Annotated in this window: 12 protein-coding genes; 5 read left to right on the plus strand and 7 right to left on the minus strand. The window is 45.5% G+C overall.

What is annotated here, in order from left to right; translation table 11 throughout:
* Window positions 1-10 precede the first annotated feature (10 nt).
* Together tyrA and ACE1OE_RS13560 are read right to left on the minus strand one after the other, a co-directional pair.
* Entirely contained in the window at window positions 11-1,138 is a 1,128-nt protein-coding gene (gene tyrA, locus ACE1OE_RS13555) for a bifunctional chorismate mutase/prephenate dehydrogenase (RefSeq protein ID WP_102469947.1), read from the minus strand.
* A gap of 8 nt (window positions 1,139-1,146) precedes the next feature.
* A complete protein-coding gene (locus ACE1OE_RS13560; protein ID WP_449211395.1) occupies window positions 1,147-2,220 on the minus strand; it encodes a 3-deoxy-7-phosphoheptulonate synthase in 1,074 nt (357 codons plus the stop codon).
* Between the two features lie 252 nt (window positions 2,221-2,472).
* On the opposite strand from ACE1OE_RS13560, the gene ACE1OE_RS13565 reads away from it, so the two are divergent.
* Together ACE1OE_RS13565 and btsR are read left to right on the plus strand one after the other, a co-directional pair.
* Window positions 2,473-4,176, plus strand: a complete 1,704-nt coding sequence (locus tag ACE1OE_RS13565; RefSeq protein ID WP_449211396.1) for a LytS/YhcK type 5TM receptor domain-containing protein — start codon at window positions 2,473-2,475, stop codon at window positions 4,174-4,176.
* Between the two features lie 2 nt (window positions 4,177-4,178).
* Complete coding sequence (gene btsR, locus ACE1OE_RS13570) at window positions 4,179-4,898, plus strand: two-component system response regulator BtsR (protein WP_449211477.1); 720 nt, start codon at window positions 4,179-4,181, stop codon at window positions 4,896-4,898.
* Window positions 4,899-4,984: 86 nt separating this feature from the next.
* On the opposite strand, the gene nagZ is transcribed toward btsR, so the two are convergent.
* On the minus strand, window positions 4,985-5,968 hold the full coding sequence (gene nagZ / locus ACE1OE_RS13575) for a beta-N-acetylhexosaminidase (RefSeq protein ID WP_372059736.1): 984 nt from the start codon (window positions 5,966-5,968) through the stop codon (window positions 4,985-4,987).
* Between the two features lie 127 nt (window positions 5,969-6,095).
* On the opposite strand from nagZ, the gene ACE1OE_RS13580 reads away from it, so the two are divergent.
* Window positions 6,096-7,214 carry an anhydro-N-acetylmuramic acid kinase gene (locus ACE1OE_RS13580; RefSeq protein WP_449211397.1) on the plus strand — a complete coding sequence of 373 codons (1,119 nt, stop codon included), beginning with the start codon at window positions 6,096-6,098 and terminating at the stop codon, window positions 7,212-7,214.
* 10 nt (window positions 7,215-7,224) lie between these two features.
* Entirely contained in the window at window positions 7,225-8,154 is a 930-nt protein-coding gene (gene murQ / locus ACE1OE_RS13585; protein WP_449211398.1) for an N-acetylmuramic acid 6-phosphate etherase, read from the plus strand.
* 73 nt (window positions 8,155-8,227) lie between these two features.
* On the opposite strand, the gene ACE1OE_RS13590 is transcribed toward murQ, so the two are convergent.
* Window positions 8,228-8,569, minus strand: a complete 342-nt coding sequence (locus ACE1OE_RS13590) for a DUF2799 domain-containing protein (RefSeq protein WP_102469941.1) — start codon at window positions 8,567-8,569, stop codon at window positions 8,228-8,230.
* Window positions 8,570-8,846: 277 nt separating this feature from the next.
* Between ACE1OE_RS13590 and ACE1OE_RS13595 the strand changes: the two genes are divergently transcribed.
* The gene (locus tag ACE1OE_RS13595; RefSeq protein ID WP_449211399.1) at window positions 8,847-10,331 is read left to right on the plus strand and encodes a carbon starvation CstA family protein; all 1,485 of its coding nucleotides are present in this window, start codon (window positions 8,847-8,849) and stop codon (window positions 10,329-10,331) included.
* A 216-nt stretch (window positions 10,332-10,547) separates the two neighbouring features.
* Here ACE1OE_RS13595 and ispH read toward each other — a convergent pair whose 3' ends face one another.
* The 3 genes from ispH to lspA form a co-directional block, all read right to left on the minus strand.
* A complete protein-coding gene (gene ispH / locus ACE1OE_RS13600) occupies window positions 10,548-11,504 on the minus strand; it encodes a 4-hydroxy-3-methylbut-2-enyl diphosphate reductase (protein WP_102469939.1) in 957 nt (318 codons plus the stop codon).
* Window positions 11,505-11,539: 35 nt separating this feature from the next.
* Entirely contained in the window at window positions 11,540-11,971 is a 432-nt protein-coding gene (fkpB, locus tag ACE1OE_RS13605) for an FKBP-type peptidyl-prolyl cis-trans isomerase (protein ID WP_102469938.1), read from the minus strand.
* A gap of 146 nt (window positions 11,972-12,117) precedes the next feature.
* Window positions 12,118-12,621, minus strand: a complete 504-nt coding sequence (gene lspA / locus ACE1OE_RS13610) for a signal peptidase II (RefSeq protein WP_102469937.1) — start codon at window positions 12,619-12,621, stop codon at window positions 12,118-12,120.
* Window positions 12,622-12,626 lie beyond the last annotated feature (5 nt).

A 12,626-nucleotide genomic window follows, 5' to 3' on the forward strand; every position in this document is an offset into this window, starting at 1 on the left:
CGTTCAACACTCAACTACGATGAATGGCATCGTTGGCCTGTTTCAGCAAATTTTGGCTTTCAGACATAAACTGCTGCGAATAATCACCAAACCACTCACTTACCTGGTTAAACTGAGTCACAAACTCTGTCTTGTCTTTGTTATCAAGTAGTGTCAGTGCTTCACCAAACTGTTGATGGAAGCGTTTAATCATCTCAATATTTTCATCTGATGATAAAATAATATCACCGTATAGGTTTGGGTCTTGAGCGAACAGTCTACCGACCATCGCCAACTCTAATCGATAAATAGGTGAACTCAGCTTCACCAACGTATCAAGGTCTGGATTCTCTTTACTCAAATGAAGGCCATAAGCAAATGAGGTAAAGTGGCGCAGCGCTTGAATAAGTGTCATGCCATTATCATGCTTCTCTGCTTCGATTTGGCACAGGCTTGCCCCCCAGATCGTAAACTGCTCTAACAACCATTGGTACTGAGACTCGCCACGTCCATCACTATAAACAATCACTTGTTTAGCCATACTCGGGACATCAGGACCAAACATTGGGTGTAACCCGACTACTGGCCCTTTATGAACGCGCATCATTGCCGTCAATGGGCGCTTTTTCACTGACGTTAGATCACACAAGATACAGTCTTCAGGCAGGTTGCCTAATTTTTCGATCACGCCCTCGGTTAGGTTAATAGGTACCGTCACCACAACCAAGCCCGCGTTATCAAGAATCTCATCCGCGTTAGACCAATCTTGGCTACCCAAGATCTTTACTTCATAACCCGATAGCGCGAACATTTTTCCAAATAGGCTGCCAAGTTGACCACGACCACCAACGATCACAACCGAGCGTAAATCAGGATTCAGACATTTAAATCCTGAGTCCTTTTCACTGGCATACGATTCACGCATGGTACGACGTAGAATATCTTCAATCAGTTGCGGCGGTACACCAACCTTCTCTGCTTCCGCTCGACGAGATGCCAGCATAGCGGCTTCTCGGTCAGGTGCATAAATTGGTAAACCATGCAGGCTTTTTACTTCACCAACTTGCTCTACAAGAGAGAGGCGCTGAGCCAGAAGCTCAAGCATCTTCTTATCAACTTCGTCTATTTTGTTACGAAGTGGGGTCAATTCAGCAGACATGGATGCGATTATTCCTTAATACGATTTTCCAAGAATGGGACAAGCTCTTTATGAGCATGGCGTAATAGTGCCTCAGTTGCATCCCAATTGATACATGCGTCGGTGATAGAAACCCCGTACTCCATCTCACTTAAAGGAATATCTGAGCTCTGGTTTCCTTCATTAAGGTGACTCTCGATCATTAAGCCAATAATTGACTTGTTGCCTTCTCGGATTTGATGCAACACATCTTCTGCTACCAATGGCTGGCGACGGTAATCTTTACGTGAATTAGCATGGCTACAGTCAACCATCAGCGACGCATCCAGATGGTGTTTCGCTAATTCTTGCTCACACTCGTTGACAGAGACTGAATCATAATTCGTTTGTTTGCCGCCGCGCAGGATCACATGACCATTAGCATTACCTTGTGTCGTCAACAGTGCAACCTGACCGTCTCGGTTAATCCCCATGAAACGGTGACTAGAAGAGGCCGCTTGCATGGCGTTAATCGCCGTTGATAAACTGCCATCGGTCCCGTTTTTAAAACCAATCGGCATCGATAAACCACTGGCCATTTCACGGTGAGTTTGAGACTCAGTGGTACGCGCCCCAATCGCTGCCCATGAGAATGTGTCCGCGAGATATTGCGGGCTAATTGGATCCAGCGCTTCCGTCGCTAATGGGATATCCATTTCAGCAAGATCGGTCAGAAGTTCACGTCCAACATGCAAACCGTGTTCAATATCGAACGTTCCATCTAATTGAGGATCATTGATTAGACCTTTCCAGCCTACCGTTGTACGTGGCTTTTCAAAATATACACGCATAACGATATACAGTTGGTCGCTCAACTCCGCAGACAAGGTTTTCAAACGTTTGGCATATTCTTTTGCGGCATCGATATCATGAATAGAGCATGGTCCACAAACAACCAATAAACGATGGTCGCGCTTATGGATAATGTCAGCAATAGCATCACGTGAATCTTGAATCGACTTTCTCGCTTTTTCACTTAAAGGTAGCTTCGCTTTCAGTGCTTCTGGCGTAATCAATACTTGTTCATCGCTAATATTGATATTACTTAATTCACTTTTCTTCATAATCTTATTCCGTAAAAAAACATTTACACCGAGTTTATTAAAAAACCCGCCCGGACACTCTATGAACTCTAATATACTCAGATATAAATCACTTGCAAGTGTAAATTATTAAAAACAGGTGGTGTAAATTATAACTTACACCTATTGCTGATAATAATAATACTGTGATGCATCACCTTGTCTCGACAACAACCGCGCTTCATATGATGTTTGTGTATACAATAAAGCCAATTGAAATTTAGGCGATCACAGATGGACTTAATCCTTTCTCTACTGCAACAGATGTGTGTTTATCTCATGCTGGCTTACATGCTCAGTAAAACACCTATCTTTATTCCTCTGTTCAGCCTGTCCAACCGAGTGAGTCATAAATTCAGTATCTACGTCTTGTTCTCCTTATTTTGTATCCTCGGCACCTACTTTGGGTTACAAATCAACGATGCCATTGCCAATACCAGAGCCATCGGTGCGGTCATGGGAGGTCTGTTTGGGGGACCTCTCGTTGGCTTTGCTGTTGGGCTGACCGGCGGTATACACCGCTATACACTCGGAGGGTTTACCGACCTTGCCTGTACCATATCAACAACCGCAGAAGGCTTAATCGGTGGCGTGGTACACCTATATTTCATTAAGAAGAAAAAGAAAGAGGCGCTCTTTAATCCCCTGGTGGTGCTGTATGTCACATTTACCGCTGAGATCATTCAGATGTTACTTATTCTTGCTATCGCTAAACCCTTTGATCAAGCGGCTGCTCTTGTTGCTGATATTGCTGCGCCAATGATCATCGCCAACTCGATTGGTGCGGCATTCTTTATGAGCATCCTTCAAGATAGAAAGACGATTTTTGAAGAATATTCTGCGACCTTTTCCCGACGTGCATTGAATATTGCAGAGCGTTCTGTTGGTATTCTGGTGCATGGATTTAATACCGATAATGCCAGCAAAATCGCACGCATCATCTACGAAGAAACCAATGTGGGTGCAGTGGCGATTACAGATAATGACAAAATCCTTGCCTTCGTTGGGATTGGTGATGATCACCATAAGCTCAATCGCCCTATTTCTTCGCAAAGCACGCTCGACTCCATCACCGAAAATCGCATCATCTATTTAGACGGTAAGGACAATGCCTATCAATGTTCAATCTCTCAAGATTGTAAGCTAGGTTCAGCGTTGATTATCCCACTGCGCACGGGTGATAAGGTCATAGGAACCATTAAGCTGTACGAACCAAAAAGAAAACTGTTTTCTACTATAAACATGTCAATGGCGGAAGGCATAGCTCAACTGCTCTCGAGCCAAATTTTACATGGCGAATATATCCATAAACAAACCCTACTCAATCAATCTGAGATTAAGCTTTTGCAAGCACAGGTGAACCCTCACTTTTTGTTTAATGCACTCAATACCATCAGCGCAATTACCCGTAGAGACCCCGATAAGGCTCGCAGCTTAATTCAGCATCTTTCGCAATTTTTTAGAAGTAACCTTAAACAAAACATTGAGACGGTCTCACTCAAAGAAGAACTCGCTCATGTCAACGCTTACCTGACGATTGAAAAAGCCCGCTTCACTGATAGGCTCAGTGTCGAGATGGATATTGAGCTATCACTCTTAGAAAGAGCTGTGCCCAGTTTTACCTTACAGCCGTTAGTAGAGAATGCGATCAAACATGGTATATCAACCAAAATTGAGGGTGGCAAAATTAGAATTTACAGTGAGGAAACGGCGGACGGACACCGCGTAATTGTCGAAGACAATGCTGGCACGTTTATCGCGCCCGGGCATGATCATGAAGGGCTCGGCATGCAAATTGTTGATAAGCGGCTAAGCAACAAATTTGGCCGTGACGCAGCGCTAAAAATTGAGGTAGAAAATGACACCTATACTCGAATGAGCTTTATTATTCCTGCGCGAGAAAAAACGACAGAAACAAGGACGACGATCACCTCATGATACTGATGACTGCTCTCATTATTGATGATGAATGCTTTGCGCGTGAAGAGCTCATTGAGTTGCTTGGCGACATCGAAGATATCACCGTCCTTGATCAAGCAAGTAACGCTATTGAAGGGTTAAAAAAGATCAATAACCTAAAACCTGATGTGGTCTTTCTCGATATACAAATGCCACAGATTACAGGGATAGAATTACTCGGCATGCTTGACCCAGATTCAATGCCTCATGTTGTGTTTGTCACCGCTTATGATCAGTACGCTGTGCAGGCATTTGAAGATAATGCATTCGACTACTTACTCAAACCTATCGATCCGTGTAGGCTCAGAAAAACGGTGAAGCGACTGCTTAAACAAGAGCAGCAGCAACAGAATGCCATTCAGTCGATTACTCCCCCTACTCTCGATCAAATCCCCTGTGTAGGGCATCACCGAATAGTCATTGTTCCCACCACCGAGGTGGAATGTGCCTTTAGCGATATTACCGGGGTTCAGGTTAGAACGGCCTCACAGCAAGCCAACAGTCAGTTATCGCTGAAAATTCTTGAAGAAAAAACCCCACTGCTGCGTTGTCATCGCCAGTACCTCATTAACATCAAAAGCATCAAAGAGATCAAGCTCCTTGAACATGGCCTGGCTGAAATTATTACTCACAGCGACTTTTCTGTACCAGTCAGTCGACGCTACCTAAAAACACTCAAAGAGACCCTAGGATTTCAATAAAAAAGCGAGCTATTTATGCTCGCTTCTCGTCTTGCATCATTTACCGCATTGTTCGTTTTTTACTCACCAAATCTAAGCATGCCACGCTAGATATCTAAAACTTGGCATACCTTTTTATTGGCCAATTTCCATTGCTCTGATTTAACAAGCTCAGCTAAAGTGAAGTGCTGTTTACGCAGCATCGTCGGCGCCTTGGCAACGCTTGAGATGGGTAGATTATCTAATACGTCGACCGCTGACCGGCGACTATTACACATTAGCACCATATCGCAACCGGCTTGCATGGCTTGTAATGAACGTTCTGCGGGTCCGCCCATTATCGCCGCTCCTTCCATTGAAAGATCATCAGAAAAAACAATTCCTTCAAAGTTAAGCTTTTCTTTTAAAACAGTTTTTAACCAGTACGGCGAACCACTTGCCGGATGCTCATCGTAATGAGGATACACAACATGAGCAGGCATCATGGCATCCAATAGCCCTGCTTCAATCTGTTGTTTGAACACCTGAATATCTTTTTCAAAAAGATCGCTTCTTTCATCATACGGCGTCTCTAAATGCGAGTCAGCAATCACACCACCATGCCCAGGAAAGTGCTTTCCAGTCGTCGCCATGCCCGCCGCTTTCATACCTGAAATGAACGCACTACTGAAACGAACGATACTGGCGATATCTTCACCAAAAGCTCGGTTACCAATGGCTTTGCATTCATGGCCTTGATCAAGCACAGGAGCAAAGCTCAGATCAATGTCATGTGCCACGAGTTCAGCCGCCATCAACCAACCTGCTTGCGTGGCAAATTCTTCATCGCCAATTTCTGCATAACGCTGTGCGGCAGGCAATAGCGTGAATCCTTCACGAAAACGCTGTACTCGCCCACCTTCTTGGTCAACACCAATAATGATTGGTTTCTTTGCTGCAGCTCTGATTTGTCTATTCAATTCAATAAGCTGCGCTGAATCATGATAATTGCGAGTAAATAGGATTAACCCTCCAACGGTCGGATGTTCTAGAACCTCGCGATCTTCAGCACTGAGTTCAAAACCTTCCACATCTAGCCATAACGGTCCCATTATTCGTCCTCTGCAATTTTGTTATCAAATAGGGGTGCGAAAAGATTATTCCGTTTATTTTTGATTTACAATGACTATCGCTAAGTATTGGCTTAGCATCTTGATAAGAGCACATGGAGTATACGTGATGGAATCTGCCAACTATTATATTGGCCTCATGTCTGGTACCAGCTTAGATGGAATCGATGTTGCGTTGGTCTCTATTGATGACAAGGGGATTTCGCTCCTTGAAAGTGACGCTCTCGACTACCCCGCTCAATTAAAGACTCGCGTTCTCGAGATATGCCACGGTCAAGCAACCGATTTAAAGGCGATTGGTGAACTCGACCACCAGCTTGGCCATGTGTATGCTCAGGCAGTATTACAGCTTCTTGATAAAGCCAATGTCACAGCAAGCCAAATTACAGCCATCGGTAATCATGGACAAACTGTTTTCCATCAACCCGACGGCAATGCCCCATTCACCATACAACTTGGTGACAACCATATCGTTGCGGCGAGAACCGGTATCAACACCGTGGGTGATTTTCGACGTCGAGATATGGCATTAGGTGGGCAGGGTGCGCCACTCGTGCCTGCTTTTCATCGCTACCTTTTTGGCGCCAGCCAATCCTCTCAGGTCATTTTGAACATCGGTGGTATTGCCAATATATCGATCCTTCAACCAGATGGCACCGTGATCGGTTTTGATACCGGACCGGGCAATACCTTGCTCGATACCCTTTGCTCCCAACACTTAAATAAGGCCTTTGATGAGGATGCACAAGAAGCACAACAAGGCCACGTTGACCCGCTGTGGTTAAACCAGCTACTTGAAGATGAATACCTATCGCGCCCGGCCCCAAAAAGCACAGGGCGGGAGTATTTCCATCAACATTGGCTCGATGACAAACAAGCCTTACAATGCCAGCCGCTCTCCGTCCATGATACCCTTCGCACCCTGACAGAATTTACAGTGCGTAGTATCGTTGATGCTCTGCTACCCTACAAAATTGGGGCACAACCTAAGCTTCTCGTCTGTGGCGGAGGAGCCAACAACCCTATCATCATGCAGCGCTTGACTGAGTTGCTCACCGGATGGCATGTCGCGAGTACCGATAGCGAGGCCATCAGTGGTGATTACATGGAATCGGTGGCGTTTGCTTGGCTGGCACACTGTTACGTTCACCATATACCAAGTAATCTTCCCTCTGTTACAGGGGCAAGCCGAGCCGTGCCACTAGGCGTGCTCTATTCAGCAGATTAGGAAACATATTATGACTAACGATGCATTGTTGCATGCCCTTACTCAACTCGTTTCTGAGGGACGCAACACAGAAACGATGGACATCGATTTACTCACTAGCCAGGAAATTGTCCTGCGCTTGAATCAACAAGATCACTTAGTACCGATTGCCGTCGAAAAAGTCATCCCTGAGATCGCGCAAGCCGTCGATGCAATTACTCAAGCATTTCAAAATAATGGGCGACTCATTTATATTGGTGCAGGCACCAGTGGCCGACTTGGCGTACTGGATGCGTCTGAATGCCCGCCCACATTTGGGACCTCACCTGAGATGGTCGTAGGCGTCATTGCTGGTGGGCAAGATGCCATGTTTAAGGCAAAAGAAGGTGCGGAGGATGACCCTGAATTAGGGCAAACTGATCTTGTTGGTATCAATGTCACTGCCAATGATGTGATTGTCGGCATTGCGGCCAGCGGACGCACTCCCTACGTCATTGGCGCATTGGAATACGCCAATGACATTGGCGCAACAACCGTATCGCTTTGCTGTAACCCTGCATCACAGCTAGCGAACATTGCTTCTATTGCCATTAGCCCAGTCGTGGGCCCAGAAGCATTAACGGGCTCCACACGGCTGAAATCAGGCACCGCACAAAAACTGGTGCTTAACATGCTAACCACAGCGAGTATGATTCGGTTGGGTAAAAGCTACGAGAACCTAATGGTCGATGTGAAAGCCACAAATGCGAAATTAGTCGCCCGGGCAACTCGGATTGTCATGCAAGCCACAGAGTGTACCGAACGTGAAGCCAAGCAGGCTTTAACAATCACCGACCATGACGTCAAGCTCGCCATCTTAATCATCCTCACTGGATTAGATAAAGAAGAAGCAAAGCAACAACTAGCCGACAAAGAGGGGTTCTTGCGAAAAGCTGTCGATAGCCACAAAGTGGATAAATAACCACAAGGTGAATAAATAGCCAAACGCTATCCTCTCCCTCTTATTAAAAACGGGACCTTAAAGGTCCCGTTTACTAATTTGAATAGTCGTTCCAGCCACGCTGCCATTCCATGCGAAAGCGCTGAGCGTCAGGCAACCCTTCGCAGGCCCCCGTATAATATTGCCCAGACAGGCCAATTTGGTAAGCAAAACTCGCATCGCAAAATTCTATGACACCAATCTGATACCCACGCTCATATTCAGCATGATCGGCGGCGCCTAATTTCTGCAATGCTGAGTATGTCCTAGGCAACTGCCCTCTGACACCGTCTTGATAGCCCATTTGATTCCAATTTCCTTGTTTGGCTAGCGCTTCAACACCGTTAGCACATCCAAATAATAGTAGCCCTGCGAGCACGGCAATAATGGCTTTCATAGTCATCCTTTTGCGTCCTATTTTATTGCAGCCACAATGCCAGTATTTCGCAAAGAATGCCACTCATTGAATGCTTAAGTGATGTGCTTCACGCTTCTCTCCTACCACTTACCCCGCATTTCTGACCACTTAAGCCATGAAAAAACCACTTAACCTAGCTATTGACCACTTAATCAGCTATTCAACCACTCGGCGAATAACCCCGGCATCTATAAATCAAGTCACGTTATGATCGACGACAGGTTTTAATGTTATTACAAATTAGGGATAACACATTATGTTGTGGTTCATGACTTGCGTTGCCGCATTGATTGGCGGTTACTTTATTTATGGTGCTTTCATCGAGAAAGTATTTGGAATCAATGAAAAGCGTCAAACCCCTGCGCATACCAAAGCGGATGGCGTGGATTATGTACCGATGTCGACTAAAAAAGTCTACTTGGTTCAGTTGCTGAACATTGCAGGGGTCGGCCCAATCTTTGGCCCTATCATGGGGGCTCTATACGGTCCGGCAGCGATGCTTTGGATTGTGCTTGGCTGTATCTTTGCTGGTGCGGTGCACGATTACTTCTCTGGCATGCTTTCTATCCGTAATGGTGGCGCATCCGTCCCTACTATTACAGGTCGATACCTAGGCAATGGCGCCAAACATTTTATGAACATTTTTGCCATTGTATTGCTGCTGCTTGTCGGTGTCGTATTTGTTTCTGCACCGGCTGGCATGATCACCAATCTAGTCAACGATCAATTTGATATGTCGGTCAGCATGACCACGATGGTTATCGCAATCTTCGCTTATTACATTGTTGCGACCATTGTACCGGTGGATAAAATCATTGGTCGTTTCTACCCGTTATTTGGCGCACTGCTTATCTTTATGTCAGTCGGCCTCATTACCGCTGTCGCAATGTCAAGCGAGCACACTGTCATGGGTGGCTTCGAAATCAGCGACATGTTCAATAACATGAACCCTAACGACCTTCCATTATGGCCTGCACTGTTTATCACGATTGCTTGTGGCGCTATCTCAGGTTTCCACGCGACACAATCGCCATTGATGGCACGCTGCATGGAAAATGAAAAAAATGGTCGCTTTGTATTTTACGGCGCAATGATCGGTGAGGGTGTCATTGCTCTTATCTGGTGTGCACTAGCACTTTCATTCTTTGGCTCAGTCGAGTCTCTCTCAGAGGCCGTTGCTAATGGCGGTCCTGGTAACGTCGTCTACAGCGCATCATTTGGTTTACTTGGTGTATTCGGCGGTATTCTCGCTTTCTTAGGTGTGGTTATCTTGCCTATTACATCGGGTGATACTGCATTCCGTTCAAGCCGCCTTATCCTTGCTGAATATTTCAACATGGAACAAAAGACACTACGTAACCGTCTGCTAATGGCGCTGCCATTGTTTGTTATCGGTGGCATCTTGACTCAAGTAGACTTCGGTATCATCTGGCGCTATTTCGGGTTTGCCAACCAAACGACAGCTGTGATGATGCTTTGGACGGCATCCGCCTACCTACTTCGTCATAACAAGTTGCACTGGGTAACGACGGCCCCTGCCATGTTCATGACCACGGTAGTCATTACCTTTATCCTAAACAACAGCACGTTAGGCTTTGGTTTACCAATGCAAATCTCCACAATCGTCGGTATTATTAGCACACTCTCCATTACGGCTTATGTGATTAAAATATCGAAAGGTAAAGGAGACATCGAGCTTGAAGATGAAGACAAGCCTCAAGGTGAAACGAAGACAGCCTAATCGCGCTACTACTCAATGATAGTGAGTTCTAAAAAAACGCTTCGTTTTCGATAAACAACTGACTACCACATAGAAATCCGAGTACTCATGTACTCGGATTTTTTATTAAATAAACGTACAGGTCGTCCGCTCAATAGACGGACGAAAAAAAGACCCAGTCGCATAGCGGCTAGGTCTTTAGTAAGAAGAACGATTTAATTTAGTAGGACGATGTAATTAGTCGATTTGCTTAACCTGCAACTCTCGCGGTACTTCAAAGAACATATTTTCTTCTCTTCCCAGCACTTCTTCAACGTCACTCGCACCTAAATCTTTAATGCGATCAATAATTTGATTAACCAGCTCCTCTGGTGCGGATGCGCCTGCGGTTACGCCAACTAAACCTTTGCCTTCAAACCACTCTGGTTCAATCTGATCAGGGGTGTCAGTCAAATAGGCCGGTGTGCCTAATTTTTCTGCCAGCTCTTTTAAGCGTGTTGAGTTTGAGGAATTTGTTGAACCGACGACGACCATCACGTCAACCGCTTCTGCAAGTTCACGCACGGCATCTTGACGGTTTTGGGTGGCGTAGCAAATATCATCTTTACGAGGCCCCTGAATCTGAGGGAATACCTCACGCAAGCGTTCAATCACATCTGCCGTCTCGTCCACTGACAGCGTGGTTTGGCTCACGTAATGCAGATTACTTGGGTCATTCACTTTCAATGAATCCACGTCTGCTGGGCGCTCGACTAAATACATTCCGCCAGTATTACTCGCATACTGCCCCATTGTCCCTTCAACCTCAGGGTGGCCAGCGTGTCCAATCAATACAACTTCCATGTTCTTGCGGCTTGCTCTTGCCACTTCCATATGAACTTTCGTCACCAAGGGACACGTTGCATCAAATACGGTTAATGCACGCTCTTTCGCTTCTTTTCGAACGGCCTGAGACACACCATGCGCAGAAAAAATGACAATATTGTCGTCAGGCACTTCTGCCAACTCTTCAACAAAAACGGCGCCGCGCTGTTTAAGGCCTTCGACTACAAAACGGTTGTGCACCACTTCATGACGTACGTAGATCGGCGGCTGGTACAACTCCAGAGCGCGCTCTACAATACTAATAGCCCTATCAACACCAGCACAAAAGCCACGTGGATTTGCTAATTTAATTTTCATTTCATTACTCATCAGTACACACCGATTTTGTTTATTCTATAGGACAGTTATTCTACTGAAAGTATTTCCACGTCAAACGTGACGTCTTGGCCTGCAAGTGGATGATTAAAATCCACCGTGACAGAATCACCTGCAATCTCGGTAATAATCCCTGGAATTTCCATTCCATCAGGGCCAGAGAAGGCCATTATTGTACCGACTTCCACCTCAGAGTCACCCACAAACTTAGCGCGATCCATATAGTGAATATTGTCCGGATTAGGCATACCAAAGGCGTCTTCGGCTTTCAGTTCGATCGATTGCTTGTCGGATGCTGACATCCCTAACAAGCATTGTTCAAAATTCTCACTCAAGCTACCATCACCAATCACAAGCTTTGCGGGTTTACCCATATTGTGAGTACTATCCGCCACTGAGCCGTCTTTCAGTTTGATGGTGAAATGCAGCGTTACTGCGCTATCTTGTTTTATGGTCATCACGTTACCGCTTCCTTGTAATCAAACGATTATTCTCAAACTAGCCGTTGCAAACTCGCTGTATCAAATAAGTCGTATCAAATGCTTGTTATATAAAAAAGCGCCGTACGAATCAACGTACAGCGCTTAGGGTTATTCAAGTTATAACACTAATTGGTTTCTTTTTTTCGAAAACTGTCGAGGATGATCAATCCAGCACCGATACAAATCGTCATATCGGCGAGGTTGAAAGCTGGCCAGTGATAGGTTCCCCAGTAAAAATCTAGGTAATCCACAACAAAACCATGCACCACACGATCAAACACATTACCCACCGCACCACCAATAATCATGGCATAGGCAATGTTGTTCCACTTTTCAGTTGCCGGTAGTTTGCTCATCCAGTATGTCAGCATACCGGTCACAACAAAGGCAATTCCAGTAAAGAACCAGCGCTGCCAACCTGCTTGGTCACTCAAAAAGCTAAATGCAGCCCCGTAGTTATGGACATAAAGGAGATTGAAAAACGGCAAAACCTCAATACGATTTGCCCATCCATATCCCATACTGTCCATGACGACGAGCTTAATAGCAATATCGGCAACGAAGATAAGTACCGCCAGCCACAGCCAGCGGACTCCAGATTGTTTTAATGAAAACGTCTGTTCAGTCATTGTGT

The organism is Vibrio sp. E150_011, assembly GCF_053544015.1.